The sequence below is a fragment of the Sphingomonas sp. Leaf343 genome, assembly GCF_001423765.1.
In the GTDB taxonomy this organism is placed as follows: domain Bacteria; phylum Pseudomonadota; class Alphaproteobacteria; order Sphingomonadales; family Sphingomonadaceae; genus Sphingomonas.
The window spans coordinates 570,049-596,099 of record NZ_LMPG01000001.1 but is presented as its reverse complement, the minus strand read 5'-3'; the positions used below and the strand labels follow the sequence as shown (position 1 = coordinate 596,099).

At 67.1% G+C, this 26,051-nt stretch carries 24 protein-coding genes; 8 read left to right on the top strand and 16 right to left on the bottom strand.

The window, feature by feature from the left end:
• Nucleotides 1–25: 25 nt before the first annotated feature.
• From pheT to rpmI, 5 genes are all read right to left on the bottom strand, one after another.
• The gene (gene pheT, locus ASG07_RS02510) at nucleotides 26–2,374 is read right to left on the bottom strand and encodes a phenylalanine--tRNA ligase subunit beta (protein ID WP_055841678.1); all 2,349 of its coding nucleotides are present in this window, start codon (nucleotides 2,372–2,374) and stop codon (nucleotides 26–28) included.
• Complete coding sequence (gene pheS / locus ASG07_RS02505; protein ID WP_055842916.1) at nucleotides 2,371–3,492, bottom strand: phenylalanine--tRNA ligase subunit alpha; 1,122 nt, start codon at nucleotides 3,490–3,492, stop codon at nucleotides 2,371–2,373. The genes pheT and pheS overlap by 4 nt, the downstream gene beginning before the upstream one ends.
• Nucleotides 3,493–3,656: 164 nt before the next feature.
• Nucleotides 3,657–4,286, bottom strand: coding sequence for a choice-of-anchor C family PEP-CTERM protein (locus tag ASG07_RS02500; RefSeq protein WP_055841675.1), 630 nt, complete (start codon nucleotides 4,284–4,286; stop codon nucleotides 3,657–3,659).
• 250 nt (nucleotides 4,287–4,536) lie between these two features.
• Entirely contained in the window at nucleotides 4,537–4,908 is a 372-nt protein-coding gene (rplT, locus tag ASG07_RS02495; protein WP_055841672.1) for a 50S ribosomal protein L20, read from the bottom strand.
• 17 nt (nucleotides 4,909–4,925) lie between these two features.
• The gene (gene rpmI / locus ASG07_RS02490; RefSeq protein WP_055841668.1) at nucleotides 4,926–5,129 is read right to left on the bottom strand and encodes a 50S ribosomal protein L35; all 204 of its coding nucleotides are present in this window, start codon (nucleotides 5,127–5,129) and stop codon (nucleotides 4,926–4,928) included.
• A gap of 187 nt (nucleotides 5,130–5,316) precedes the next feature.
• On the opposite strand from rpmI, the gene ASG07_RS02485 reads away from it, so the two are divergent.
• From ASG07_RS02485 to ASG07_RS02475, 3 genes are all read left to right on the top strand, one after another.
• A complete protein-coding gene (locus ASG07_RS02485; protein ID WP_443024586.1) occupies nucleotides 5,317–7,458 on the top strand; it encodes an AsmA family protein in 2,142 nt (713 codons plus the stop codon).
• A 258-nt stretch (nucleotides 7,459–7,716) separates the two neighbouring features.
• Nucleotides 7,717–7,974 (top strand): DUF2061 domain-containing protein, encoded by a 258-nt coding sequence (locus ASG07_RS02480; RefSeq protein ID WP_055841665.1) that lies wholly within the window; start codon nucleotides 7,717–7,719, stop codon nucleotides 7,972–7,974.
• Nucleotides 7,975–8,026: 52 nt separating this feature from the next.
• Nucleotides 8,027–10,126, top strand: a complete 2,100-nt coding sequence (locus tag ASG07_RS02475; RefSeq protein WP_055841662.1) for a RelA/SpoT family protein — start codon at nucleotides 8,027–8,029, stop codon at nucleotides 10,124–10,126.
• Between the two features lie 221 nt (nucleotides 10,127–10,347).
• On the opposite strand, the gene ASG07_RS02470 is transcribed toward ASG07_RS02475, so the two are convergent.
• From ASG07_RS02470 to glmM, 7 genes are all read right to left on the bottom strand, one after another.
• The gene (locus tag ASG07_RS02470; protein WP_055842910.1) at nucleotides 10,348–11,232 is read right to left on the bottom strand and encodes a bestrophin family protein; all 885 of its coding nucleotides are present in this window, start codon (nucleotides 11,230–11,232) and stop codon (nucleotides 10,348–10,350) included.
• Between the two features lie 45 nt (nucleotides 11,233–11,277).
• Nucleotides 11,278–12,330: a dihydropteroate synthase gene (gene folP, locus ASG07_RS02465; RefSeq protein WP_055841659.1), complete on the bottom strand. Its 1,053-nt coding sequence runs from the start codon at nucleotides 12,328–12,330 to the stop codon at nucleotides 11,278–11,280.
• A 46-nt stretch (nucleotides 12,331–12,376) separates the two neighbouring features.
• Nucleotides 12,377–13,516 carry a site-specific DNA-methyltransferase gene (locus ASG07_RS02460; RefSeq protein WP_055841656.1) on the bottom strand — a complete coding sequence of 380 codons (1,140 nt, stop codon included), beginning with the start codon at nucleotides 13,514–13,516 and terminating at the stop codon, nucleotides 12,377–12,379.
• Nucleotides 13,517–13,725: 209 nt separating this feature from the next.
• Entirely contained in the window at nucleotides 13,726–14,352 is a 627-nt protein-coding gene (locus ASG07_RS02455) for a ribonuclease HII (protein ID WP_055841653.1), read from the bottom strand.
• Complete coding sequence (thiD, locus tag ASG07_RS02450; RefSeq protein WP_082474435.1) at nucleotides 14,340–15,173, bottom strand: bifunctional hydroxymethylpyrimidine kinase/phosphomethylpyrimidine kinase; 834 nt, start codon at nucleotides 15,171–15,173, stop codon at nucleotides 14,340–14,342. Before thiD ends, ASG07_RS02455 begins: the two co-directional genes overlap by 13 nt.
• A 344-nt stretch (nucleotides 15,174–15,517) precedes the next feature.
• Nucleotides 15,518–15,742 carry a DUF1272 domain-containing protein gene (locus ASG07_RS02445; protein ID WP_055841651.1) on the bottom strand — a complete coding sequence of 75 codons (225 nt, stop codon included), beginning with the start codon at nucleotides 15,740–15,742 and terminating at the stop codon, nucleotides 15,518–15,520.
• 13 nt (nucleotides 15,743–15,755) lie between these two features.
• Nucleotides 15,756–17,093: a phosphoglucosamine mutase gene (glmM, locus tag ASG07_RS02440; RefSeq protein ID WP_055841648.1), complete on the bottom strand. Its 1,338-nt coding sequence runs from the start codon at nucleotides 17,091–17,093 to the stop codon at nucleotides 15,756–15,758.
• Nucleotides 17,094–17,170: 77 nt separating this feature from the next.
• On the opposite strand from glmM, the gene ASG07_RS02435 reads away from it, so the two are divergent.
• Nucleotides 17,171–18,397, top strand: coding sequence for a dicarboxylate/amino acid:cation symporter (locus tag ASG07_RS02435; RefSeq protein ID WP_055841645.1), 1,227 nt, complete (start codon nucleotides 17,171–17,173; stop codon nucleotides 18,395–18,397).
• A 6-nt stretch (nucleotides 18,398–18,403) separates the two neighbouring features.
• Here ASG07_RS02435 and ASG07_RS17750 read toward each other — a convergent pair whose 3' ends face one another.
• Nucleotides 18,404–19,381: an SGNH/GDSL hydrolase family protein gene (locus tag ASG07_RS17750; protein ID WP_055841641.1), complete on the bottom strand. Its 978-nt coding sequence runs from the start codon at nucleotides 19,379–19,381 to the stop codon at nucleotides 18,404–18,406.
• A gap of 174 nt (nucleotides 19,382–19,555) precedes the next feature.
• Nucleotides 19,556–21,163, bottom strand: a complete 1,608-nt coding sequence (locus ASG07_RS02425) for a peptide MFS transporter (RefSeq protein ID WP_055841637.1) — start codon at nucleotides 21,161–21,163, stop codon at nucleotides 19,556–19,558.
• A 94-nt stretch (nucleotides 21,164–21,257) separates the two neighbouring features.
• Here ASG07_RS02425 and ASG07_RS02420 point away from each other — a divergent pair, with 94 nt between their 5' ends.
• From ASG07_RS02420 to ASG07_RS02405, 4 genes are all read left to right on the top strand, one after another.
• The gene (locus ASG07_RS02420; protein ID WP_055842904.1) at nucleotides 21,258–21,821 is read left to right on the top strand and encodes a nitroreductase family protein; all 564 of its coding nucleotides are present in this window, start codon (nucleotides 21,258–21,260) and stop codon (nucleotides 21,819–21,821) included.
• 35 nt (nucleotides 21,822–21,856) lie between these two features.
• Nucleotides 21,857–22,216 carry a GntR family transcriptional regulator gene (locus tag ASG07_RS02415; protein ID WP_055841634.1) on the top strand — a complete coding sequence of 120 codons (360 nt, stop codon included), beginning with the start codon at nucleotides 21,857–21,859 and terminating at the stop codon, nucleotides 22,214–22,216.
• 84 nt (nucleotides 22,217–22,300) lie between these two features.
• Entirely contained in the window at nucleotides 22,301–22,723 is a 423-nt protein-coding gene (locus tag ASG07_RS02410; RefSeq protein WP_055841631.1) for a hypothetical protein, read from the top strand.
• A gap of 181 nt (nucleotides 22,724–22,904) precedes the next feature.
• Nucleotides 22,905–25,199, top strand: coding sequence for a putative bifunctional diguanylate cyclase/phosphodiesterase (locus ASG07_RS02405; protein ID WP_055841628.1), 2,295 nt, complete (start codon nucleotides 22,905–22,907; stop codon nucleotides 25,197–25,199).
• A 25-nt stretch (nucleotides 25,200–25,224) separates the two neighbouring features.
• On the opposite strand, the gene ASG07_RS02400 is transcribed toward ASG07_RS02405, so the two are convergent.
• A complete protein-coding gene (locus ASG07_RS02400; RefSeq protein WP_055841625.1) occupies nucleotides 25,225–25,545 on the bottom strand; it encodes a DUF3140 domain-containing protein in 321 nt (106 codons plus the stop codon).
• Nucleotides 25,546–25,584: 39 nt separating this feature from the next.
• Entirely contained in the window at nucleotides 25,585–26,049 is a 465-nt protein-coding gene (locus ASG07_RS02395) for an MAPEG family protein (RefSeq protein ID WP_055841623.1), read from the bottom strand.
• Nucleotides 26,050–26,051 lie beyond the last annotated feature (2 nt).

Sequence of the window (26,051 nt, the reverse complement as noted above, 5' to 3'; positions counted from 1 at the left end):
CCAAAGGGAGAGGGAGGGAATTCCATCACCCGCGTAGGCTCGCGCCTTGTTTCGCGGCGGCGGCGACGACCTTGTCGGCGATCGCCTTCAGGTCGGCATCGGTAAAGCTCTTGTCGCCGGGTTGCAGCACGACCTCCACCGCGACCGACTTCTCACCGTCGCGTTCGAACACGTCGAAGACGCGGGCGGCGATGATCGCGGCCTTGTCCGCGCCGCGGATGGCGCGGATCAGGCTGTCGGCGATCAGCGTCGGCGGCACGAGGAACGCGAAGTCGCGCCGCACCGGCTGCAACGTCGGCGGCGCATAGGCCGGGCGCATGAAACCGGAGCCGCGCTTGGCGGGCAGTGCATCGAGGTAGAATTCGACGCCGGCGACCGCGCCGTCGAGATCGAACGCCTTGAGCAGGCCCGGATGCAGAATTCCGAACCGCGCGAGGATCGTCTTCGGGCCGAGGCGCAGCGTACCCGACTGGCCGGGATGCCATGCGGCGCCCGCCTCCCCCATCACCTGCAGATTGTCGACCGGCGCACCGGCGGCGGCGAGCAGCGCCAGCGCCTCCGCCTTGGCATCATAGGCGTCGAACGCCGCGGCCTTGCCCGTTCGCCAGCCGCGGGTCGACCGATCGCCGGCCAGCACGAGCCCGAGCGTCGGATGCTCGCCCGCCGCCAGATAGCGGCGGCCGATCTCGAACAGGCGCACCGTGCCCGCACCGCGACGCAGGTTGCGCTCCGTTGCCGACAGAATGCCGGGCAACAGTGAGGGACGCATCACCTTCAGTTCTTCGCTGATCGGGTTGGCGAGCGTCCAGTCGCCGCCGCCGAACGGCGCGGCCTGTGCGGTGGAGATGAAGCTCCACGTCACCGCCTCATCCAGCCCGCGCGCCGCGGCGGCGCGGCGGACGCGGCGTTCCAGCTTCTGTTCGGGCGTGGCGGTGGGCGTGGCGATACCGGGCGTGCGCGGCAGCGGCACCGGCGCGACCTTGTCGATCCCCTCGATCCGGATGACTTCCTCGACGATGTCGGCGGGGCCGTCGACATCGCGACGCCATGTGGGTGGCGTCACCTGCCAGTCGTCGCCGACGGTGAAGCCGAGCGATTCGAGGATGCTACGCTGGCGGGCGGGATCGATCGCGAGGCCGCCGAGCGTCTCCGCCAGGGCCGGATCATACGTGTACGTGCGGGTGCCAAGCGGCGCTTCGCCGGCGCGCGTGACGGTGCTGGCGGTGCCGCCGCACAGGTCGAGCACCAGCCGTGTCGCGATGGCGAGGCCGTCATCGAGGAAAGCGGGATCGACGCCACGCTCGAACCGCTGGCGCGCGTCGGAGGTCAGCATCAGCGCCTGACCGGTGCGGGCGATCGCGTCGGGGTCGAAGAAGGCGCATTCGATGACGACGTCCCTGGTGTCGTGCGACACGCCCGAATGCTCGCCGCCCATGATGCCGCCTATGTCGTGCACCGTCACGTCGTCGGCGATGACGGTCATGCCCTCCGACAGCGTGTACGTCTTGCCGTTGAGCGCGACGACCTGTTCGCCCGCGCTCGCCGGACGCGCGACGAGGCCACCGGACAGCCGGGCGCGGTCGTAGACGTGCAAGGGACGGCCAAGATCGATCATCACGTAATTGGTGATGTCGACCAGTGCGCTAATCGGCTTCTGACCGATTGCGGTCAGGCGGCGGCGCATCCAGTCGGGGGACTCGCCGTTGACGACGCCCGCCACGCCCTGCGCGAAGAAGGCGGGGCAGCCGGGTGCGTCGGTCCGCACATCCGGGCCGGGGCCGTCGCCGGGGATGGTGGGGACGTGGAGCGGCTTGAGCGTGCCGAGGCCTACCGCGGCGAGATCGCGGGCGATACCGCGGACGCCCATGCAATCCTGTCGGTTGGGGGTGATCGATACGTCGATGACGGGATCGGTCAGGCCGGCGTAATCGGCGTAGCTTTCGCCGACCGGAGCATCGGCGGGCAGTTCGATGATGCCGTCATGCCCCTCCCCGATCTCCAGCTCGCGCGCGGAGCACATCATGCCGTTCGATTCGACGCCGCGGATGGCCGCGACCTTCAGCGTGATGCCGGCACCCGGAACATGCGTGCCGGGCGCGCCGAACACGCCGATCAGGCCGGCGCGCGCATTGGGTGCGCCGCAGACGACCTGAAGCGGGCCATCGCCGGCGTGGACAGACAGCACCTGCAGCTTGTCCGCCTGCGGATGGCGTTCGGCGCTGAGGATGCGCGCGACGCGGAACGGCGCGAGCGTATCGCCGGGATTGTGGACGCCCTCCACCTCCAGCCCGACGCGGGTGAGCGCGTCGACAACCTGATCGAGCGTGGCGTCGGTATCGAGATGTTCGCGGAGCCAGCCGAGCGTGAACTTCATGCGCCGACTCCTCCGGACAGCGTGGGAACGTCGAGCGCGGAGAAGCCGTAATGCTTCAACCAGCGGATATCGCCGTCGAAAAAGGCGCGGAGGTCGTCCATGCCGTATTTGAGCATCGCCAGCCGGTCGATGCCGCAGCCGAACGCGAAGCCCTGCCATTCGGCGGGATCGAGACCGCAGGCTTCGATGACCTTCGGATGGACCATGCCGCTGCCGAGCACTTCGAGCCAGCCGCCGTCCTTGTCATCACCGGAGCCGCCGATGACGCGCTTGCCCTTGACCAGCGAGTAGCCGACGTCGATCTCCGCCGAGGGTTCTGTGAAGGGGAAGTAGCTGGGGCGGAGGCGCAGGACGATGTCGTCACGCTCGAAGAACGCCTTCAGGAACGTCTCCAGCGTCCATTTCAGGTGGCCGAGGGTGATGCCCTTATCGATCACCAGCCCCTCGACCTGATGGAACATCGGCGTGTGGGTGGCGTCGCTGTCCGAACGATAGGTACGGCCGGGCGCGATGATGCGGATCGGCGGCTTTTGCGACAGCATCGTGCGAATCTGGACGGGCGAGGTGTGGGTGCGCAAAACCGAAACCGTCTCGCGCTCGTCTGCAAGGCCGAGATGCTTCAACGCCCGAGCACCTTCCAAATAGAAGGTATCGTGCATGGCGCGGGCGGGATGCGTCTCTGGAATATTGAGGGCGGAGAAGTTGTGCCAATCCGTCTCCATTTCCGGCCCGGTGGCTACGGCGAAGCCGAGGTCGGCGAATATCTCCGCGAGTTCGTCCATCACCTGACTGACGGGGTGGATCGTGCCCCACAGCGGCGCATCCGCGGGCAACGTCATGTCCAACGTCTCGCTGGCGAGGCGAGCGTCGAGCGCGGCGGCTTCCAACGCGGCCTTGCGGTCGGCGATCGCGGTGGTCACGGCTTCGCGCAGAGACTGAATGCGCGGTCCCTCGACCTGGCGTTGTTCCGGGCTCATGCCGCCGAGCGTCTTCAGCAGTTGGGTGATCCGGCCCTGCTTGCCGAGCGCGTCGACGCGCACCGCGTCGAGCGCGTCCAGCCCGGCGGAGGCCGCGACGGCGGCGAGCATGTTGTCGCGCATGGGGTCGAGTTCGGTCATCTGGTTCATCCTGGCCACCCTGTGCGCGCGACGACGGGTCGGCGACAGGATCGGCATTAAACGTATAAAGCAATCGTCCTGACGGCGCCTCTACCGGCGTCGGCCGCAAACGAAAAGAGCGCCGGTGTCGCCACCGGCGCCCCTTCGGGATCGATCGCGGGCGATCAGGCGATCGCTGCGACATCCCGGCGGCGCTGGCGCAGCGAGCCACCGGTAAAGCCGAAGCCCAGGATCATCAGGCCCCAGGTCGCCGGCTCGGGCACCGCGCCGGACACGGCGACGTTGTCGAGGATCGGACCGAACGAGGTGTTCGTCGTCGACAGGAAGGACAGCGTGGTCAACGTGCCGGACGCGACGAATGAGTAGGTGAAGCTGGTGTAATCGATGCTCGGGCGCGTGCTGGCGGGCGCGGAGAAGCTGCCGAGCACACCACCCGTCGCGAGCACGTCGAGCGTCTTCGTCGCAGGTCCGCTGTCACCGTTGCCGCCGAGGTCGAACGACACCGTGTAGGCACGGCCTGCGACCGTGTCGAAGGTCTGCGAAATGCTGCCGGCGACGCCACCCGACATATCGATGCTACGATTGCCATTCGAGGCATTCCAGTAGTTACCGATATAGTCGATCGAGCCGCTGTCGATGGACCAGCCGGCGATGGCGGTGGAGCCCGCCTCGAGCTGCGTGAACGCGCCCGGATCGAAGTTCGCGGTTTCGAAGCTGCCGTTGGTGAAGGCTTGCGCATCGGCGACGGCGGGCAAAGCGATGGTCGTGGCCAGAGCCAGCAGGAAAGCCTTCATGACATCATCCCCTCTTCGCATGACGTCGGCCAATATGGACGAGTCATCACTTTATATTAACAGTCTATTTACTGGATCGCGGGGGATTGCACAATTGCGGAAGAACGGCCGCTCAAGTCTTTGACTTTGCCATACACTTGCCAACGGGAGTCCTGAAACGAGACGGGGGCAGAGCGTTCTTCACGCTCCGCCCCCGTCGACGTATCACGAATCGTGAGCGGTACCGCACAGGTACCGTCGGCGATCAGGATCAGGCCGCGACCTGCTCCGGCAGGGCTGCCTTCGCCTGCGCGATGATGGCGCTGAACGCAGCCTCTTCGTGCATGGCGATGTCGGCCAGAACCTTCCGGTCCAGTTCGATGCCCGCCAGCTTCAGGCCGTGCATGAACTGCGAATAGGTCAGACCCTCGGCGCGGACGCCGGCGTTGATGCGCTGGATCCACAGACCACGGAACGTCCGCTTCTTAACCTTGCGGTCGCGATACGCATACTGGCCGGCCTTTTCGACGGCCTGACGCGCGATGCGGATCGTGTTCTTGCGACGGCCGTAATAGCCCTTCGCCTGTTCCAGGATATTCTTGTGCTTGGCGCGGGTGGTTACACCCCGTTTGACGCGTGCCATTCCCTAAATCCTTCCGCTCAGCCGAGACCGTAGGGTGCCCAGGCCTTCACCGCAGCGGTGTCGGCCTTCGCCAGCACCTTGGTGCCGCGGTTCTGGCGGATGTACTTGCCGTTGTGATGCAACAGGCGGTGGCGCTTGCCGGCGACGCCGTGCTTCAACAGGCCGGTAGCGGTGAGCTTGAAGCGCTTCTTCACGCCACTCTTCGTCTTGAGCTTGGGCATTTTTTTCCTTTCAAATGGGCGATGCATCGGACAGCCGCGGCAGCCCTTGTGGCCGGGCCGTCTTCACGCGCATCGCTCGGTGAAGCGGGGCCGTTAGCCGAGCCCACCGCGAATTGCAACCGATGGTGCGATGCAAGACCGTACGAACGATGCGGAACCGCAACGGTATGTGGAGCGTCGGGCGGCGATGGAGATGACGGCCGACCCCACACCAGCGCCGCCCCCGCCGGCCGATCACGCCACCCCCGACCCGGAGTCGAGTCGGCGGAAGCGACGCATCCTGTGGCGGGTGCTGGGCGGCATCGTCGTCGCGATCTTCGCGGTATGGCTGGTGCTATTCGTCACCAAGGGTCGGTTCCTGAAAGGCACGTTCGAGGATTTCGTCGGCGGGCAGACCCACCGCAAGGTCACGGTCGGGGGCGACTTCCAACTGTATTTCGCGCCGTTCCGCCTAAAGTTCTACGCCGAGGACTTCCGCATCGCGAATCCGGAATGGGCGAGCAGGCCGGACCTGTTTGTGGCGAAGCGGATCGATACGCGCGTCGCGCCGCTGTCGCTGCTGTTCGGCAAGCGACGACTGTACTGGCTGGATCTGGCCGACGGCTCCGCCGATCTGGAATGGAACAAGGCGCACACCGCCAACACCTGGACGTTCGACGGCAAGAAAGGCGGCAAGCCGCTGGAGTTCCCCCGCATCGATATGGCTACGGTGCGCGGTACGACGGTGCGTTATGTTGATCCGCGGATGCGTGTGCTGGCGGATCTGAAGCTGGAAGACATTATCTCCACAGATGCGCGGATCGGCAAGGCGGTGGGGGTGACCGGCGAGGGCCGCATCCGCGACACGCCATTCACGCTCGTCGCGCAACTCCTGTCGCCGGACGCCACTGCGAATCGCGGGCAGAACAAGCTGACGGGCCGAATTCGCGCGGCGGGCAACGTGGTCGACGTGGCAGGCACCTTGCCCTCCATCGCCGATATCGAGAACGTACCGCTGCGAGTTGCGGCGCGCGGGCGCAACATGTCGGAGTTGCTGGCCATCATCGGTGTCGCGATCCCGAATACACGGACCTATCGCCTTCGCGGACAGATGGTGAAGGACGGGGATGTCTACACCTTCACCCGCATCCGGGGTGTCGCCGGCAAGACCGATCTGGCGGGCAAGCTGACGATCACCAATGGCGACCGCGTGCATCTCGATTCGGTGCTGACCACGAAGAGCCTCGACATCGTCGATGCCGCCCCCTTCATCGGCTACAATCCCGACATAGTCGAGGCGAAGGGCGCGGTCGCCGCTGCCGCCGCGACGGGCGCGGCCCCGCAGCGCATCCTGCCCGAAGCCGCGCTGCCGGTGGAAACGATGCGGGCGTTCGATGCCGACCTGAAATGGACGATCGGCGTAGTGCGGTCACGCAACCTGCCAATCTCCAACATAGACCTGACGCTGGACCTTGAACGCGGTCGGCTGGCGCTGTCGCCGCTGACCTTCGCGATGGCGCGCGGCAACGTGGCGTCGGACACGGTGTTCGACACACGTCAGCGGCCGAGCGCGGTCACCTACGACATCCGTCTCGCGCCGACGCCCATGGGGCGGCTGCTGAAGGGTTACGGCCTCGCGGAATCGGGAACGACGGGGACGATCAAGGGGCGCATCCAGCTGGCCGGGCGCGGTGATTCGGTTCATGATTCGCTGGCGACGTCGAAAGGACGCATCGCCTTCGTGATGCCGCAGGGCACGTTGTGGACGCGCAACGTGCAGCTCGCCGAACTTGATCTGGGCACGTTCGTGCAAAAGATGTTCGAGGGGAAACTGGAGAAGCCGGTGGAGGTCAATTGCGGCCTGCTGGCGTTCACGGTGCGCAACGGCATTGCCGCCGCCGATCCGATCCTGATCGATACATCGAAGAACGTGATCCTGGGACGCGGCGGCTTCAGCTTCCGGACGGAGGCGATGGATCTGGCGTTCCGCGCGGACGGGAAGAAGTTCTCGCTGTTCTCGGGTCAGTCGCCCGTCGGATTGAAGGGGTATTTCTCCAGGCCGTCGATCGACGTCATCAGCGACCAGTTGATGGGGCGTGCGGGCGTCGGACTGGGCCTGTCGCTGGTCGCGACGCCGCTGGCGGGAGTGCTGGCGTTCGTCGATGTCGGCGATGCGAAATCGGCCGCATGCGGGCCGGTGCTGTCGGGTGCGCGAGCCAACCAGCAGCGGACGACAAAAGGCGAGACGCGCGACGACGTCGGCAACGGCACGACCGCGACGGCGGAGGATGGGAAGACGGGCGCAGGGCAGAAGAAGGACCAGCGGAAGAAGTTCCTGGGGATCTTCTGAGCGGCCTCGTGTTCCCACGCCGGCGGGAACCTGGTCACTTCTGACCTGCTAGGGGCACTGTGTACCCGCCTGCTCGGGGACGCAGGGACAGCTACCTTTGGCTTCCTCGTCCGTCATGCCGGGACGGGCCCAGCATGACGCTGGGTGAGCGACACTCCGCCGCTAGCTGTACTTCGCGTCTACGATGCGCGAATTGTTCGCGGACCGGTCCGCCCTGCTATATCGAACCAAGATCACCCGCCCGAAGGATGCCGTCCGATGTTCCTGTTCAACGGTCTCGAAAGCCATCCGCGGTCGCTGGTGAAGGCGGTGTCGTGGCGGACGGTGGGATCGATCGACACGTTCCTGCTCGGGCTGTTCTTCTCCGGCGGCGACGCGAAGCTGGCGGGGTCGATCGCGGGCACGGAAGTGGTAACCAAGATCGCGCTGTTCTACTTTCACGAACGCGCGTGGTCGCTGGTGCGCTGGGGTCATCGCCGTGCGCCGGAGGAGTCCGCGGAGGGCGCGGCCGTGTGACCGGTGACGGTTTCTGTTGCAAAGCAGCGCAGCTAACCTCCATCTAGGGCCAGTGCTGCGCCAATATGAACTGGTCGATCGAGTTCTCGACTACGATCCCGACGCCGACGAGGCGTTGCTGAACCGCGCCTATGTCTTTTCGATGCACGCGCATGGATCGCAGAAGCGGGCGTCGGGCGACCCGTATTTCAGCCATCCGATCGAGGTGGCTGGGATCCTGACCGACCTGCGGCTGGACGATGAGACAATCGCCACCGCGATCCTGCACGACACCGTCGAGGACACGGTCGCGACCCCGGAAGAAATCGAGCGGCTGTTCGGTTCCAACGTCGCGCGGCTGGTCGACGGTGTGACGAAGCTGTCGAAGATCGAGGCGCAGACCGATAACGAACGCGCCGCCGAAAATTTGCGCAAGTTTCTGCTGGCGATGTCGGACGACATCCGGGTGCTGCTGGTGAAGTTGGCCGACCGGCTGCACAATATGCGGACGCTGCACCACATCTCCAAGCCGGAGAAGCGGCGGCGGATCGCCAAGGAAACGATGGATATCTATGCCCCGCTGGCGGAGCGGATCGGCATGTACGAGTTCATGAAGGAGATGCAGACGCTCGCCTTCCAGCAGCTGGAACCCGACGCGTATGAGAGCATCGCGAAGCGGCTGGAACAGCTGAAGATCGGTGGCGGCGACCGGATCGCGCGGATCGCGTCGGGGCTGAAGCTGCTATTGAGCCGTGCCGGGATCGAGGCGGATGTGTCGGGTCGCGAGAAGCACCCCTATTCGATCTTCCGCAAGATGAACGAGCGGCACATCAGTTTCGAGCAGCTGTCGGACGTGATGGCATTCCGCGCGCTCGTACCGACGGTGGAGGATTGCTACCGCGCGCTGGGCGTGATCCACCAGCGCTGGCCGGCGGTGCCGGGGCGGTTCAAGGATTATATCTCGACGCCCAAGCGCAACGGCTATCGATCGTTGCACACGACGATCATCACCGCCGAACAGACGCGCGTCGAAATCCAGATCCGCACGCCGGATATGCATGCCGAGGCGGACTTCGGCCTTGCCGCGCACTGGAGCTACAAACAGGCGTCCAAGCCCGACAAGCAGGTGAGCTGGATCCGCGACCTGGTCGAAATCCTCGACACGGCGGACAGCCCGGAAGAGCTGCTCGAACATACCAAGATGGCGATGTACCAGGATCGCATCTTCGCGTTCACGCCGAAGGGGGAGCTGATCCAGTTGCCCAAGGGATCGACGCCGATCGACTTCGCCTATGCGGTGCATACCGATCTGGGCGATCAGGCCGTCGGCGCGAAGATCAACGGACGCGTGGTGCCGTTGTCGACCGTGATCGAGAATGGCGATCAGGTGCAGATCCTGCGGTCCGCCGGGCAGCAGCCCCAGGCGGCGTGGCTGAACGTCGCGACCACGGGCAAGGCGCTGGCGGCGATCCGGCGGCACCTGCGCCATACCGAACGGAGCGAGCAGATCGATCTCGGCCGGCAGCTTTACGACGACATCGTCGAACGCCTGCCGGCGCAACTGGCGGCGGACGCGCTGAAACACGCGCTCAAGCGGCTGAAGCTGGCGGACGAGGCGGCGCTGATGGTCGCCATCGCGCGGCGGACGCTGTCGGATGCCGCGGTGATGGAAGCGTTGATGCCGGGATCGGCGGGCGCCGATGTCGCGGCGCTGGCCCCTCAGGCGACGGCGATCTCGATCAAGGGGTTGCGGCCGGGTGTCGCCTATGAACTGGCGCATTGCTGCCATCCGGTTCCGGGCGACCGGATCGTCGGGTTGCGGCGACCGGATGCCGGGATCGAGGTGCACGCGATCGACTGCGCGGTGCTGACCGAGCTGGCCGACCGGTCCGACGAGGAGACAGACTGGGTCGACGTTGCGTGGGGCGACGCGACCGAGGGTGCGGTCGCGCGCATCCAGGTGACGGTGCGCAACGAGCCGGGCGCGCTGGGCGTGCTGGCGACGGTGATCGGGCAGCACAAGGCGAACATCATCAACCTGCGCCTCGATACGCGCGATACGCGGTTCCACACCAACGTCATCGATGTGGAGGTGCATGACGTGCACCAGTTGATGCGGCTACTGGCGGCGCTGCGCGCTATCGACGCGGTGAATGCGGTGGAGCGGGTTTAGGGGTTTCGGCCGGTTCTTCGAGTGCGCCTCGGAGGGTGCGCTTGAGGATAGACCCTCCCCCATCCGCCAAAGGGTTTGTTGCAAAATAGCCCGCTGCCTCTCACCAAGCCGCCACCCCGGCGAAAAGGGTTTTGCAAGGGCCCCCAAGCAAGCGCGGCGTTCCCGGATCGCGGTGTGCGCCGGCGATGAGATCCCGGCTATCGCCGGGATGACCGGCACTGTTACCAGAGCACGCCCTTTTCGGGCGTCAACGGTTGTGGCGGGGTGTCGCCGATCGATTCGAGCAGGTCGATCTCGATCGTGCGGCACATCGCGTTCAGCGGCACGTCGTGAATCGTGTCGGCGAACGGGTCGACGAGGTCGTCGCCGATCTGGAGCACCGCGAGGAACATCAGCCCGGCGATGGTCGATCCGATCGGCGTCGCGAAGCCCAAAGTCTCGACCAGACCTATCGGCAGCAATACGCAGAACAGCTTGGTGAAGAAGTTGGGGAAGAACCGGTACTGGTTCGGCAGCGGCGTGTTCTTGATCCGCTCCATACCGCCCTGCGCGTTGGCGATGTCGATCAGAACGCTTTCGAGACTGGTCTGCTGGATGGTGTCGATCCAGCCGCGCCGGCGGGCCTCGTCGATGCGGCGGCCGGTACCGTCGAGGATGCCGTTGGCGGTGTTGACGCGCGCGAGCGACGGCGACGCCTCCCCCTGCGACAGGAACTTCAATACGATCTCATCGCGCGGATGTTTGCGCAACTGACAGCGCAGCGCGTTCACATAGGCGATCTGGCGGAGCACGATCGTCCGCTTCAGGTCGTGCGCCTCCGGATCGGGCAGGAAGTTACGCGCGCCGCGGGCGAGGTTGCGCGAGGCGTTAATCATCGCCCCCCACAGGATTCGCCCCTCCCACCAGCGCTGATAGGCGGAATTGTCGCGGAAGCCGAGGAACAGCGCGAGCGCCGAGCCGAACAGGGTCAACGGCAATGACGGCGCCTTGAACGGTAGCAGGAAGTACGTGACGGTGACGATACAGTCCCACACGAACAAGCCGAGCAGCGGCTTCCAGACCTCGGCAACGATGCGTTTCAGGCGGGGTGTGGCGTCGACGATCAAGCGGTTTTCCTTTCGGCGCATCCAACGCTGCACCGCAGCATGGGTTCAGCCGCCGGCCAAAGCACGGTCGCGCAATCCGCGCCAGACCCTGAGCGCCTGCACCGTCTCCGCCACGTCGTGAACGCGCAACACCTGAACGCCGAGGTCCGCCCCCCGCAGCGCCAGCGCGAGGCTGCCGGGCAGGCGTTCCGCCGCAGGGGCCTCTGCGGATAGAGCGCCGATCATCCGCTTGCGACTGACGCCGAGCATGATCGCGCAGCCGAAACCATGGAACGCGGCCAAACCGTTGATGAGCGCGAGATTGTCGGACAGCGACTTGCCGAAGCCGATGCCCGGGTCGACCAGTATCCGGCGGCGTTCGACACCGGCCGCGACCACCGCATCGATGCGCGCCTCCAGCCAGTCGAACACTTCCCTCACGACATCGCGATAGGCCACGCGGCCATGCCCGCCGTCGCGCGGGTCGGGAGAATGCATCAGCACGACGGGGGCGGCGGCGCGGGCGACGACCTCCAGCGCGCGGTCGTCCCACAGCAGCGCGGACACGTCGTTGACGATCCCCGCGCCGGCCGCGAGTGCGGCCTCCATCACCGCGGCCTTGCGCGTATCGATCGACACTGCCGCGCCGCCGCGGGCGAGACGTTCGATAGCGGGGACGACGCGGGCGATCTCGTCGCCTTCCCAGACGGCGGCCGCACCGGGGCGCGTGGATTCGCCGCCGACGTCGATCAGCGCCGCGCCCGCCGCCGCCATGTCGATCCCCGCCGCCGCCGCGCCCGCCGGATCGCCGACATGTGCGCCGCCGTCGGAGAAGCTGTCGGGCGTGACGTTGAGGATGCCCGCGACGAGCGGCTGGTCGAGGCGGAGGGTGCGCTCTCCGAGCACCAGCGGCGGGCGAAGCGCGGTGATGCGGGCGTGGAGCGTGGCGGCGCGTTCACCTTCCTGTCCGATGGCGGCGACGGGGACGATGCGGCGGTCCGCACCGTCGACCAGTTCATAGGCGGCGAACCACTGCATCCCGCCCGCCAGCCGCGCGACGCTGCCATCGGTGAGGCCGATCGGGGTGTCGACGAACTGAACGGGACGGAGGTAGGTCATGGGGTCAAGCCTTGTTCCCCCCCGGCACGGGGAGGATCACGAGTTCCTACGGCTGCGTCGCGAGCAGGTAGGTCTGGCGCAGCGCGTCGATCGGAGCGAGCTTGCCGTCCGCTTCGTAGTGCCAGAAGCTCCAGCCGTTGCAGGCGGGTGCGCCCTGCACCGTCGCGCCCAGCTTGTGGATCGAACCGATCGCGCCGCAGTCGCTGAGCAGGCTGCCATCGGCGCGGACGGTGGCGCGGAAGCGTCGTCTGGCGTCGGTCAGGACCGCGCCCGGCGTCAGATACGCATTCTCGACCAGCACGCCGAACGCCACCTTGGGCGCACCGCGCGGGCTCTGCATCGTCGCGAGCGCCGATTCGTCGAGCGGCAGGGCGGCGGCGATGCGCCGTTCGGCGGCGGCGATATAATCGTCCTCGCGTTCGATCCCGATCCAGCTCCGGCCAAGACGCCTGGCGACCGCACCCGTCGTGCCGGTGCCGAAGAACGGGTCGAGCACGACGTCGCCCGGCTTCGTGCAGGCGAGCAGGATGCGATACAGCAACGCCTCCGGCTTCTGGGTCGGGTGGACCTTCACTCCGTCGCGCTTGAGCCGTTCCTGACCGCTGCAAATCGGGAATTCCCAGTCGCTGCGCATCTGGAGTTCGTCGTTCAGCGTCTTCATCGAACGATAGTTGAAGGTGTATTTCGCCTTCTCGCCCTTCGATGCCCAGATCAGCGTTTCGTGCGCGTTGGTGAAGCGGGTGCCGCGGAAGTTCGGCATCGGATTCGCCTTGCGCCAGACGATGTCGTTCAGGATCCAGTAGCCGAGATCCTGCACCGCCGCGCCGACGCGGAAGATGTTGTGATAGCTGCCGATCACCCAGATCGTGCCGTCATCCTTCAGGATACGGTGCGCCTCCGCCAGCCACGCGCGGGTGAAGGCGTCGTAATGCTTCAGGCTGTCGAACTTGTCCCAATCGTCGGTGACCGCATCGACGTGCGTGCCGTCCGGGCGGAACAGTTCGCCGCCGAGCTGGAGGTTATAGGGCGGGTCGGCGAAGATCATGTCGACGGATTTCGCGGGCAGCGCGCGCATCGCGGCGATGCAGTCGCCGCGGATGATGCTGTCGAGTGGCAGCACGGCCGGAGTCGCGACGGTGCCGCGCGCCGCGGCCCGCGGCTGCCTGATCTTGTCGATAACCCCCATCACGTCCCCCTTGCCGCCCCATTCGCGCGAAACAGCGGACTCCCGTCAAGCGAACATTGGTTAAGCGGATCGTAACGGCGCAGGACGGGGCGGCGGAACATCATGAGTCCCGCCCCAGATGTTGCGGCGTACCGACCCGGCGGGCGCAACCGGTTGGGTGTGTGACTCGAAAGACTCGGAATCGCGATTTGCGACGAGACGCGGACGGGTCACAATCCGAGCATCGATTGCGGCCCGCCGACGACCGCCGCAACGGGGGCGAAGCTGCGCCGGTGAATCGGGGTCGCGCCATATTCGCGCAGCGCCGCGAGGTGACGAGCGCAGCCGTAACCCTTGTTGGAATGCCAGTTGTATTGCGGGTGGGCCGCGGCGTGTTCGAGCATGATGCCGTCGCGCGTATGCTTGGCGACGACCGACGCGGCGGCGATCGACAGGCTGTGCGCGTCGCCGCTGACGATCGCGGTGGCGGGGTAGCTCCAGCGCGGCAGGCGGTTGCCGTCGACCAGCACATGACCGGGCGCGCAGCCGAGCTTCGCGACCAGTGCATCGACCGCCAGCGTCATCGCCTTCATCGTCGCCCAGTAGATGTTGAGGCGGTCGATCTCCTCCGGCTCGACGATGCCGATACCGTAGACGGCGCGGGTCTGGATCAGGCCGCACAGCCGCTCGCGCTCGGCGGCGGAAAGCTTCTTCGAGTCGTCGATGCCGCGCGGGGTGCCCTTGGCCGGCAGGATGACGGCGGCGGCGACGACGGGTCCGGCGAGCGGGCCGCGCCCCGCCTCATCAACGCCGGCGACGGGGGCGAGGCAGGCTTTCTCGTGCTTCAGGCCGGGCATGTCGCGTCCTCGAACGGAATGCGGCCGAGCGCGTGGCCCATCGGCCCGTGGCCGCCGCCGAGGCCGGGGGCGGCGGCGAGCGCGGCCTGAACGAAGGCGATCGCGCGGGCGCAGGCGTCGGGCAGTGTCATGTCCTGTGCGAGGCCGGTGGCGATGCCGCTGGCGAGGGTGCAGCCGGTGCCGTGGGTGTGGGGGGTATGGACGCGGGCATGGGTCCACCGATGGTCGCCCTCGTCGGTGACGAGGCGGTCGGTGATGGCATCACCCTCCCCGTGGCCGCCCTTGGCGAGCAGCGCCGCGCCCGTCGCGAGGACCGCCGCCTCTCCACCGAGCGCCACGAGTTCGGGGATGTTGGGCGTGACGAGCGTGGCGAGGCGCATCAGCCGGTCGAAGGCGGCGATCGTGTCCGCATCCGCGAGCATCGCCCCGCTGGTCGCGATCATCACGGGATCGAAAACGACGGGAACGCTCAGGGTCTCCAGCATGTCGGCGACGGCATGGGCGATCGCGGCCGAGCCGATCATGCCGATCTTGACCGCATCGACGCCGATATCGTCGATGACGCTGCGCATCTGCGCGGTGACGGTGTCGACCGGAACGGCGTGAACGGCCTGCACGCCGAGCGTGTTCTGCGCGGTAATCGCGGTGATCGCGGTCATCGGGTGGCCGCCGAGCATCGTCACGGTCCTGATATCAGCCTGAATCCCCGCGCCGCCGCCCGAATCGGAGCCGGCGACGATCAGGATGCGGGCGACCGAAGTGGAGGAAGTGGAGGCGCCGGACGGGGTATCGTCTGCTTGGGGTTTCGGGGCTTCGGGCATGGCGGCGGTGTAGCGGATTTGGGGCGTGTAGGACATTTTTGTTCGGGAGAGTTTTGTTCGCGCGGAGACGCGGAGATCCGTGCTGCTGTTCTCCCGCGAAGACGGGAGGTCAGTGTCTTCCGGGCGGCTGGCGGGGGTGCTGCCGGGCCTACCGGGTTCGCGTTTTCACGGGAACCCGAGGTGGTTCAATCCCGCCTCTTCACGTCCCCGGCGGAGGCCGGGGCCCAGTTTCGGTGAAGGACGTGAGACTCACTGGGTTGGCGGCAACTGGGCCCCGGCCTTCGCCGGGGAGGGGTGTTCGCAGGAAGCCGATCCCCTTCGTAACTCCGCGCGACCGTCCTTCTTCAGCTCTGGAAGCGCCGTTCCGCGGACGGCGGGTTTGCTTTCAGCGTCTTGCCGGTCCGCGTCGGGCGGTCGAGCAACTCGCCGCTACAGTTGGGACAGCGGTCGTCCAGTTCCTCCGCGCATTCCGCGCAGAAGGTGCACTCCATCGAGCAGATGAACGCGCCGGGCGCGGCGGCGGGCAGGTCCGCGCCGCAGCGCTCGCAGTCGAGGCGCATCTGGAGCATCAGCCGATCCTCTTCACGCCGCAGCCTTCACAGCGTCGCAGATACGATCGACGAGGCGTTCGACCTGAGCGGCGTCGTCGCCCTCCGCCATGACGCGGATGACGGGTTCGGTGCCGGAGGGTCGGATGACGAGGCGACCGCGGCCCTTCAATTCGGCCTCGGCATCCGCGATCACGGTCCTGACCGCGTCGGTCTCCAGCGGCTTGCCGCCGGCGAAGCGGACGTTCTTCAAAAGCTGCGGCAGAGGATCGAAGCGGTGCAGGACCTCGCTGGCGGGGGCGTTGGCGCGGCGGACCTCGGCCAGCACCTGAAGCGCAGCGACGAGGCCGTCCCCGGTGGTCGCATAGTCGGACAGGATGATGTGGCCCGACTGTTCGCCGCCGACATTATAGCCGCTCGACCGCATCTTTTCGAGGACGTGCCGGTCGCCCACCGCGGTACGGACGAGCCCGAGACCCTGCGCCGACAGATGGCGTTCGAGGCCGAGGTTGGACATGACCGTCGCGACCAGCCCACCACCGCGCAGCTTGCCCTGACGCGCCCAGCCGGCGGCGATCGTCGCCATCAACTGGTCGCCGTCGACCACCCTGCCCCGCTCGTCCACGACGATCAGGCGGTCGGCGTCGCCGTCGAGCGCAATGCCGATGTCCGCGCCCGATGCGACCACCGTCTCGGACAGGGTCTGCGGCGCGGTCGAGCCGACGCCGTCGTTGATGTTGGTGCCATTGGGCGTGACGCCGATCGCGATCACGTCCGCGCCGAGTTCCCATAGTGCGGTGGGTGCAACCGAGTATGCCGCCCCGTTGGCGCAGTCGATCACGACGCGCATCCCGTCGAGGCGGGCATCCTCCGGAAAGGTGGATTTCGCGAAATGGATGTAGCGGCCGGCGGCGTCGTCGATGCGTTTGGCACGGCCGATCTGCTTCGACGGGGCGAGCGGGATGTCACCGTCGATCAGCGCCTCGATCGCCAGTTCGGCCTCGTCCGACAGCTTGAAGCCGTCGGGGCCGAACAGCTTCAGGCCGTTGTCGGCGAAGGGATTGTGGCTGGCGGAGATCATCACGCCGATGTCGGCGCGCATCGACTGGGTCAGCATCGCGATCGCCGGAGTCGGCAACGGTCCGGTCATCACCACGTCCATGCCGACGCTGGTGAAGCCGGCGACCAGCGCGGATTCGAGCATATAGCCCGACAGGCGGGTGTCCTTGCCGATCACGACGCGGTGCTTGTGATCGCCGCGCAGGAAGTATGCGCCGGCGGCCATGCCGACCTTCATCGCCATCGCGGCCGTCATGGCACCGGTGTTGGTCGCGCCGCGAATACCGTCGGTGCCGAAATATTTCCTTGCCATCGCGCGTCGTTCCGTCTCGCTAGTTGAAGGGCCGATAGCGCAAGGACGCTTCTAGCGCGAGTATGGGGAGCGCGAGCATGTCGCAGGCGACACGAATATTGACGGGACTGGCGGCGGGGCTGTTGCTGGGGATGCTGGCGGCGGCGCTCGCCCCCGGTGCGGCGATCGCGGCGACGACCGTGACGCAGCCGATCGGGGCGGCGTGGCTGCACGGATTGCAGATGGTGATCGTGCCCCTCGTCATGGGCCTGCTGGTCACGGGCGTGGGCGCAGCGGCGGATGCGGCGCGGGCGGGACGGATCGCGGTGCGGGCGATGGTGCTGTTCGTCGCCGTGCTGTGGGCGACGACGGTCATGGCGGCGGTCGTGATGCCGTTGCTGTTGAAGGCGTGGCCATTGCCGGCGGCGTGGAGCGCGGCCCTGCGTGCGGGGCTGGCAGCGGCCGAGCCGGCGGGTCAGGTGCCGGGGCTGGCGGCGTTCTTCGACAGCGTGGTGCCGACCAACGTGGTCGCGGCGGCGGCGGCCGACGCGTTCCTGCCGCTGACGGTGTTCACCCTCGTCTTCGCGTTCGCCACCGCGACGCTGCCGGAGGACAGCCGCGAGCGGCTGACCGGGCTGTTCCAGGCGATCGTCGATGCGATGCTGGTGATCGTCGGCTGGGTATTGAAACTGGCGCCGATCGGCATCTTCATGCTGGCGTACGGCGTCGGCGCGCGGACGGGGACGGCGGCGTTCGGGGCGCTGGCGCATTACATCGTGCTGGTGTCGAGCGTCGGCGTGATCGTGCTGATCGCCGCCTATCCGCTGGCGTGGATCGGTGCGCGCGTGAAGCCGGGCGCATTCGCCAAGGCGGTCGCGCCGGCACAGGCGGTGGCGATCAGCACGCAGTCGTCGCTGGCCAGCGTGCCGGCGATGCTGAAGGGCAGCGGCGAACTGGGCGTACCCGCCTCGACCGCGGGCATCGTCCTGCCGCTGGCGGTGGCGGTGTTCCGCGCTACCAGCCCGGCGATGAACCTGTCGGTGGCGCTATACGTCGCGCATCTGCTGGGCGTTCAGATCGGCCCCGCGCAACTGGCAGCGGGGATCGCGACGGCGGCGATCACGACGATGGGATCGGTGTCGCTGCCGGGAACGATCAGCTTCTTCGCCAGCGTCGCGCCCGTCGCGCTGGCGATGGGCGTGCCGCTGGAGGCGCTGGCGCTGCTGGTCGCGGTGGAAACGGTGCCGGACCTGTTCCGAACGGTCGGCAACGTGACGATGGACGTGGCGGTCACGTCCATCGTTGCACGGCGAACACCCGATTAGGCGCGATCAAGCATAGGCGAGCCGGGTCGTGCGGCGGCGATAGCGGGCCGCGCCGCCGACCGCCGCGATCCCCAGGATCATCATCGCCCAGGTCGCGGGCTCCGGCACCGCCTGGAACGCGTTCAGGCCGAACTGCGCGTTCATGTCGCGATAGGCGGCGGCCTGTACGGCGGCGGTGGGATGGGTGCCGTCGAACGAGAAATAGCCGACGCAGCCGCGGCTCTGCGCGTTAGCGGCGATACAGGTGGTGGTCTGGTCCAGCGTCGGCAGACCGAACGCACCCGGATTGGTCGTCACGCGGGCAAAGAAGTCGGCATAGCTGTAGCGGAACAGGCTGGTGTCGCTGTCCAGCGTCAGAACGTCGAGGGCCGCGGTCAGATAGGTGTTGGCCTCCGCGTTGCCCGGATTGGCGGGTAGCGGGAAATCGGTGATGAGGATGTTGCGGACGCCGGCGTCGTTCAGCGCCTGCACGGTAGCGGCATATTCGGTCGCCGCGGCCAGCACATAGCTGTCGGTGGTCGTGAAGCGCGACGGGACGGTGCCGTTGGTGATCGCGAAGATGTCGTTGCCGCCCATGTTCAGCACGTACAGGCCGTTGGCGTCGACGGCCTGACCGCTGAGCCGGTAGGCCGCATACTGCGCGGTGATGTCGGGGATGCCATCGTTGTTGTTGACGATCCGCGCGCCGCCGAACGCGAAATTGCTGCCGCCCGCCAGCGAGGGACGCGTCGCCGTGCCGAACAGGTCGAGGCTCAGAAGGTCGGTGTAATCATAGCCGTTGGTGAACCGGCCCATGAAATACCCCAGCGCGGGGTTCGGCGTCGCGCCGCCCGTGACGAGGCGGATATTGCCGGCATCGACCAGCGAGTCGCCAAAGACCGTCAGCGACGTATAACGGCGGGTATCGCGGTCCGCCGCGGCGGGGCTGGCGGCGATCAGGGTCGCCGTCGCCAGACACAATGCGAGCGTGGTCTTGCGTAACATACTGCCTCTCCCTTGTTTTTATTAACCGTATCCTGCGCCTGCGGATGCGGTTGCTCAAGGGGTAATCGACAGGTTTGTCAGTAGGGCTGACGGGGAGGGACAGCCAATGGCCGTGTCGCCGTGGCTGCCCCTCCGGCGCATGCGCGCCACCTCCCCCTTAAGAGGGGAGGATTCTTACGGGCGCGGTTTCTGTTCGTTGCGCGTGTCCACGCCGGCGGCGGCGGGTTCGCCGATCGCGCGGTCGCCGGCCAGCGCGTGGTCCGGCTCGCCCAACGTGTCGAGGTGCATCAGCTTCGTGACGAAGGGTGCCAGCACCAGCACGACGACGCCCAGCCCGATCGCGAACCAGCCAATGCGGCCATAGACCTCCAGCACGCGCCCGACGCCAGCGCCCTCTCCCCCGGTCGCCTGCGCGATCAGGCCCGCGAGGAAGTTGCCGGCCGCGGTGGCGAGGAACCAGGTACCCATCATCAGCCCGGTCATGCTGGCGACCGACAGCCGCGTCATCGACGACAGGCCGACTGGCGAGAACAGCAGTTCACCCGCCGAATGGAACGCGTAGAGCAGGATGATGACGATCGCTGGGGTCAGTCCCTGCGCCGGCGCGCCGTAAGTCAGGACGAAGAAACCCGCACCGACCATCACCAGACCTATGCCGAACTTGAATGCCGCGCTCGGTTCCTTGCCTGCCTTGGCCAGCTTGACCCACAGCGCACCGAAAACGGGTGCGAGCGTGATGATGAAGAACGGGTTGACCGACTGGAACCACGACGCCGGAATCTCCCAGCCGAGCAGCGACCGGTCGACCTGCTGGTCGGTATAGACGTTGAGCGACGAGCCGGTCTGTTCGAACAACGCCCAGAACAGCGGCGACAGCGCGATCAGGAACAGGGCGGCGAGGATGCGGTGGAATTCCCGACGCGGCAGGGTGCGGACCGAACGGATCAGGATATAGCCGACGGTCAGGATCGACGACGCGATCAGCAGCGTGCCGACCACGCCCTGATTGCCGACCAGCCACCATGCGACCAGCACCGCACCGACCGCGCCGAGATAGATCAGCCATTCCGGCGACAGACCGATGCGCGTGCGCGTCGTGAGCAACGCCGGCTCCGGCGGCTCGCCGACGCCGTGCAGCGCGCCCCGGCACAGGACGAAGACGACCAGGCCCAGCGCCATGCCGATGCCCGCCGCGCCGAAGCCATAGGACCAGCCGACCGTCTCTCCCAGCGCGCCGACGATCAGCGGGCCGATGAACGCGCCGGTGTTGATGCCCATGTAGAAGATCGAAAAGGCCCCGTCGCGGCGCAGGTCGTCGCGCGGATAGAGCTTGCCGACGAGCACGGAGATATTCGCCTTCAGGAAGCCGGTGCCGACGATGATGAAGGCGAGGCCGAGATAGAAGCCCTGCAAGGCGGAACCCTGAACACCCTGGGGTGCCTCCACCAGCGCGATCAGCAGATGGCCGATGCTGATGAGGACGCCGCCGGTCAGCACCGCCTTGCGCGGGCCCATGAACCGGTCGGACAGATACCCGCCGATGATCGGGGTGATGTACACCAGCGACGTGTATGCGCCGTAGACCGCATAGGCCGGCTGTTCGGTAAACAGGAAGTGCTTGGTCAGGTAGAAGACCAGGATGGCGCGCATCCCGTAGAACGAAAACCGCTCCCACAATTCGGCGAAGAACAGCATGAACAGGCCCGTCGGGTGGCCCAGGAACGTCTTCGCATGGGGCGGCACGCCGCCTGCCCGTGGGCCGTTACGCGTTACATCGGTCATCGACTACTCCGGTCGCCCGCAGGCGGAAGCGTATACCGTAGCGCGGTCGCGGGCGCTGTAAATACGCGCGCGGCCGCCCTATCTGCGGATGCGCATGTTCAACGACCGCTCCACCCCCCTCGCCTTCCTGTCCACCCGCCGCTCCGGCAAGCCGCGCGATCTGGTCGCGCCGGGACCGGATGCCGCGACTCTCAATATGTTGCTGGAGATCGCAGCGCGAACGCCGGACCACGGCAAGCTGGCGCCGTGGCGATTCGTGGTGATCGGCGATCGTGCGCGGTTCTCGGCGGTGATCGCCGATGCCTATCGCGCGGAAAAACCCGGCGCGAGCGAGGCGGAAGTGGCGATCATGGCCGGTTTCGCGCATCAGGCCCCGGTGCTGGTCGCCGTAATGTCGTCGCCGAAGACGGACACGATCCCGCTGTGGGAACAGGAATTGTCGGCGGGCGCGGTGTGCATGAACCTGCTCCACGCCGCGAACGCCCACGGTTTTGCGGGCGGGTGGCTGACGGCGTGGCCAGCCTATTCGGAGGCGGTGCGCGACGCGCTGGGTTCGGCGGGGGAGCGGATCGCGGGGTTCGTGTTCATCGGCACGCCGTCCCGCCCGCTGGACGAGCGTCCACGTCCCGATATGAGCGACATCGTATTTCACTGGTGAGTCGACATGCGGCGTGCATGCTGTATTAAGTCACCATGACAGCACTCAGCGGCAACGAGGACAGCCCCGTCTATCTCCGCCTTCGGAGCGCGATCACCTCGTCGATCCTGCGCGGGCAATATCGGGCGGGCGACCAGTTGCCGTCGGTCCGCGCCTTCGCCGCCGAACACGGTGCAAACCCGCTGACCGTCGCCAAGGCGTATCAGGGATTTCAGGACGAAGGTTATGTCGAGGTCCGGCGCGGCGTCGGCATGTTCGTGCTGCCCGGCGCAGCGGAGAAACTGCGCAGCGCGGAGCGTGAGACGTTCATGACGGTGCACTGGCCGCGGATCGTCGAGGCGGTGGATCTGCTGGGGCTGGACTGGGATGCTCTACTGGAGCGGGAGCGGGCCTAGGGTTTCCGGCGCGCGGCGGAGGGTCGGTTCGCCTTGCGTCGAAAACCGGAAGGAGCATCGCGCGCTCACCGGCGTTGTTCCCCCATGTTTACGCTCGCACTGCTCGCCCTTGCCGGCCCGTTGCCGCCGATCGACCGTACGCCAGAACAGGCGCGCGGCGTCTTGCAGCGTTACTATGCCGCGATCGATCGCGGGAACTATCGCGGCGCGTATCGCCTGTGGTCGGGTAACGGCCGTGCCAGCGGACAGAGCTGTGCGGCGTTCACCCGCGGTTTCGCGCGAACGGCACATACGCGGGCCGTCGTGGGGAAACCGACCGATGGCGAGGGCGCGGCGGGATCGGTATTCGTCACCGTGCCGGTCCGCGTCTACGCCACCCTGAAGAATGGACGGCGTCAGCAATTTGCGGGCAGCTATGTCCTGCGGCGCGTCAACGACGTGGACGGCGCGACCCGCGGACAGTTAAGCTGGCACCTGTCCTCCGCAAGGCTGCGTGCGGCCGGCTGATCCCGTTTTCACGACGGAACATAGTTTCCCGATATTTTGCGGACGTTCAACGATCCGCTAACCCCCTGCGCGATAACCCCGTGCGGTGACCGAACGAACCGCCCCCGCCGCCCCGCCCGCCCCCGACAGCGCCGTGCGCGGTGTTGGCATCGGGACGTCTATCGATGCGGGGTTGCCGGCGATGATCGGCTTCACGAACGGACGGGACGCGGCGCTCTGGGCCCAGATCCGGGCGACCCAGTTGTCGGCCGGCCGGGGACTGGCGATCGTCATGTTCGCCGCCAATGCACTGGGCGCGGCGATCGCGGTCCTGTTGTTGGCGCCATTCGCGCCGCTGGTGGAGGTGGTCGGCTGGGGTGTGACGACGGTGATGCTCGCGGCCGGGGTCGCAATGCGCCGGCTGCGCTCGCATCGGCGGGAGGACGGCTACGCCCGCCGTGCCGATGTGCGGAGCACGATCCAGGAGGGGGCCGCACTGGCGCTGTGCTGGAGCATACCGTGGCTGCTGGTCGAGATCGTTCCCGCCGGCACGCTGGCCGGATTCGGGCTGGTCCTCGCGATCCTGATGACCGGGGCCGCCTATGCGATGGCGCCGCTGGTCGCGGCCACGTTCGTCTTTCTGGGCGGCATCGCCCTGTTCGCCGCCATCGCGCTGTCGCTGATCGGGGCGTACGCGGCGGCGGCCGGGGGCGTGTGCTTCGCGCTGTTGCTGGCGGCGATCTGCACCAGCCGCGGCAAATCGCTCGTCGCCCTGCGCGCCGCCGAGATCGCACTGGAGGAGCGCGACGAAACCGTCAGCCTGCTGCTCCGCGAGTTCGAGGAGACGGAGGCGGACTGGCTGTGGGAAACCGACAGCGCGCGGCGCGTCGTCAAGCCGTCGCCGCGGTTCGTGGCGGCGTGCGGCCTCGACCCGGCGGCGATCGACGGGATGCCGTTCCTGCAGGTGCTCGCCGGCCCCGCCTGGGAGAACGGCAATTTCGCCGCCGGGCTGCGGCTGCTGGCGGAGAAGCTGAAGGCGCGGGAGAGCTTTCGCGACGTGCGGCTGCCCGTCACGGTCGGGGGTGTCGAACGCTGGTGGGAATTGTCCGCCAGTCCGCGCCACGACGCATCCGGCCAGTTCAGCGGATTTCGCGGCGTCGGATCGGACGTGACCGAGCAGCGCGCGTCGGCGGACAAGATCAACCGCATGGCCCGATACGACACGCTGACCGGCCTGCCCAACCGTCTGCACATCAACGAGACGCTGGCGCGTGCGATGGCGGAAGCGGACCGCTGGGGCGGTCGCTGCGCGTTCATGATGATCGATCTCGACCGGTTCAAGGCCGTCAACGACACGCTGGGCCACCCGGTCGGCGACCGGCTGCTGAGCCGCGTGTCGGAACGGCTGGGCCAGTTGATGGGCAAGGGCGAGATGTGCGGCCGGCTGGGTGGCGACGAATTCGCGGTCGTGGTCGCCGATGCGACCGATCCCGCCGCGGTCGAGACGCTGGCGCGGCGCATCATCGAGACGTTGTCGCAACCTTATGAGGTGGATCAGCACACGCTGTATATCGGCGCGTCGGTCGGGCTGGCGATCGCGCCGCGCGACGGGCGGACGGCGGAGATGCTGATCCGCTCCGCCGACCTCGCGCTCTATCGATCGAAGGACAAGGGCGGCGGCGTCTTTCACGCCTACGAACCGCAACTCCATGTCCAGGCGGAAGAACGCCGCGTGCTGGAGATGGCGCTGCGCAAGGCGCTGGACCGCGCCGAGATGTATCTCGCCTATCAGCCCGTCGTCGATGCCGGCACCGGCGAATTGACGGGTTTCGAGGCGCTGCTCCGCTGGAACAGCCCGGAATTCGGCAACGTGCCGCCGACCAAGTTCATCCCGCTGGCCGAAGAGGCGCGGCTGATCGGCCCGATCGGCGAATGGGTGGTGCGGACCGCGTGCGCGGAAGCCGCATGCTGGCCGGACGATATCCGCGTCGCGGTCAACGTGTCCCCGGACCAGCTCCAGAACCCCGGCTTCGTCGCCACCGTGGCAAGCGCACTGGCGGCATCCGGCCTTTCGGCCGGGCGACTGGAGCTGGAAGTGACCGAGAGCGTGTTCATGCACGAGGGGCTGGGCGCGATCAAAACGCTGGAGCGGATACTCGATCTCGGCGTGAGATTGAGCCTGGACGATTTCGGGACGGGCTATTCGTCGCTCGGCTATCTCAGCCGCACGCGCTTCTCGTCGATCAAGATCGACCGCAGCTTCGTGCAGGCGGCGGCCAAGGGGATACGCGAGGCGGTGGCGATCGTCAGCGCCGTCGTCGCTCTTGCGAAGAGCCTGGGTATGGGAACGACGGCGGAGGGGGTGGAAACTGAAGCGGAGCACCGGATGGTACAGGCCTTTGGCTGTACGAAGGTACAGGGCTATTATTTCGGTCGCCCGCTGCCGGTCGAGGAGGCGCGCGATCTGGCGAATCGGCGGATGCAGGCGGCGGCCTGACCGGCGATCGGGCGGAACGGGGCCGCTATTTCAGTGGATCATGGCCCCAGTTCATCAGCGAGTAGCGCCACGCGCTATGCTCCTTGTCGTCCGCGGAGCCTTTCTGCGCCAGATGGCGGTGCACATAACCGACGACCTTGCGCATATGGTCGTAATCCGCGTCGGTCAGCTCCGCCTTCTTCTTGTGCCTGATCGCGACGATGCGTTTGCCCTCGTCATGGCCGACGCCGGTGCCGACCGACCGGCTTTCGTCGGTCGCGAGCCACTTCTCCAGCGCCGCGGGCGTCATGTTCACCGCCTTGTCGAAGTCGCGGTGAATCGCGTCGTGGTCCCGTTCCTCTGCCATGATCCGTCTCCTTGGTCGCGGGAAACGAACGCACGCCGATCAGGGTTGCAACAGGCGGGAAAGGGCGGCGTTGTAGGCCGCCGCGGCGACGACGAAGTCGATCAGGAATCCGATCCACATCGCCGCCAGCACCGCGACCGAGGCGATATAGGTGCGGAATCGCGGCCGGATGCGGCCGCGCAGATGATGCCAGCTATGAATTGCGCGCAGCCCGACGAAGATCCACGCGAGCAGCACCTGTGCGATCCCCGCCTGCTGCGTCGCCATCAACAACGGCACGACTGCGAAGAACAGCACCGGCATCTCGAACAGATTGGCGAGATTGTCGGCGGGCGACGCGATCGGCGCGAAATAACGATGCATCGCGGCGCGATCGGCGAAGTCCGCCTGCGTGGGCTGGACCGTCTTCAGGTGATGCAGACGCTTGGTGACCAGCACCGTCCACACGATGAAGATCAGCGCGACCATCGCGAAGGTCGGCCAGAGGATGTGGAACAGGACCATCC

What these genes read in the sequence shown, in the direction of transcription:
- pheT (WP_055841678.1), bottom strand. Translation starts at nt 2,374, where the DNA reads ATGAAGTTCACGCTCGGCTGGCTCCGCGAACATCTCGATACCGACGCC.
- pheS (WP_055842916.1), bottom strand. Translation starts at nt 3,492, where the DNA reads ATGACCGAACTCGACCCCATGCGCGACAACATGCTCGCCGCCGTCGCG.
- ASG07_RS02500 (WP_055841675.1), bottom strand. Translation starts at nt 4,286, where the DNA reads ATGAAGGCTTTCCTGCTGGCTCTGGCCACGACCATCGCTTTGCCCGCC.
- rplT (WP_055841672.1), bottom strand. Translation starts at nt 4,908, where the DNA reads ATGGCACGCGTCAAACGGGGTGTAACCACCCGCGCCAAGCACAAGAAT.
- rpmI (WP_055841668.1), bottom strand. Translation starts at nt 5,129, where the DNA reads ATGCCCAAGCTCAAGACGAAGAGTGGCGTGAAGAAGCGCTTCAAGCTC.
- ASG07_RS02485 (WP_443024586.1), top strand. Translation starts at nt 5,317, where the DNA reads ATGGAGATGACGGCCGACCCCACACCAGCGCCGCCCCCGCCGGCCGAT.
- ASG07_RS02480 (WP_055841665.1), top strand. Translation starts at nt 7,717, where the DNA reads ATGTTCCTGTTCAACGGTCTCGAAAGCCATCCGCGGTCGCTGGTGAAG.
- folP (WP_055841659.1), bottom strand. Translation starts at nt 12,330, where the DNA reads ATGACCTACCTCCGTCCCGTTCAGTTCGTCGACACCCCGATCGGCCTC.
- ASG07_RS02460 (WP_055841656.1), bottom strand. Translation starts at nt 13,516, where the DNA reads ATGGGGGTTATCGACAAGATCAGGCAGCCGCGGGCCGCGGCGCGCGGC.
- ASG07_RS02455 (WP_055841653.1), bottom strand. Translation starts at nt 14,352, where the DNA reads ATGCCCGGCCTGAAGCACGAGAAAGCCTGCCTCGCCCCCGTCGCCGGC.
- thiD (WP_082474435.1), bottom strand. Translation starts at nt 15,173, where the DNA reads ATGCCCGAAGCCCCGAAACCCCAAGCAGACGATACCCCGTCCGGCGCC.
- ASG07_RS02445 (WP_055841651.1), bottom strand. Translation starts at nt 15,742, where the DNA reads ATGCTCCAGATGCGCCTCGACTGCGAGCGCTGCGGCGCGGACCTGCCC.
- glmM (WP_055841648.1), bottom strand. Translation starts at nt 17,093, where the DNA reads ATGGCAAGGAAATATTTCGGCACCGACGGTATTCGCGGCGCGACCAAC.
- ASG07_RS02435 (WP_055841645.1), top strand. Translation starts at nt 17,171, where the DNA reads ATGTCGCAGGCGACACGAATATTGACGGGACTGGCGGCGGGGCTGTTG.
- ASG07_RS17750 (WP_055841641.1), bottom strand. Translation starts at nt 19,381, where the DNA reads ATGTTACGCAAGACCACGCTCGCATTGTGTCTGGCGACGGCGACCCTG.
- ASG07_RS02425 (WP_055841637.1), bottom strand. Translation starts at nt 21,163, where the DNA reads ATGACCGATGTAACGCGTAACGGCCCACGGGCAGGCGGCGTGCCGCCC.
- ASG07_RS02420 (WP_055842904.1), top strand. Translation starts at nt 21,258, where the DNA reads ATGTTCAACGACCGCTCCACCCCCCTCGCCTTCCTGTCCACCCGCCGC.
- ASG07_RS02415 (WP_055841634.1), top strand. Translation starts at nt 21,857, where the DNA reads ATGACAGCACTCAGCGGCAACGAGGACAGCCCCGTCTATCTCCGCCTT.
- ASG07_RS02410 (WP_055841631.1), top strand. Translation starts at nt 22,301, where the DNA reads ATGTTTACGCTCGCACTGCTCGCCCTTGCCGGCCCGTTGCCGCCGATC.
- ASG07_RS02405 (WP_055841628.1), top strand. Translation starts at nt 22,905, where the DNA reads ATGATCGGCTTCACGAACGGACGGGACGCGGCGCTCTGGGCCCAGATC.
- ASG07_RS02400 (WP_055841625.1), bottom strand. Translation starts at nt 25,545, where the DNA reads ATGGCAGAGGAACGGGACCACGACGCGATTCACCGCGACTTCGACAAG.
- ASG07_RS02395 (WP_055841623.1), bottom strand. Translation starts at nt 26,049, where the DNA reads ATGGTCCTGTTCCACATCCTCTGGCCGACCTTCGCGATGGTCGCGCTG.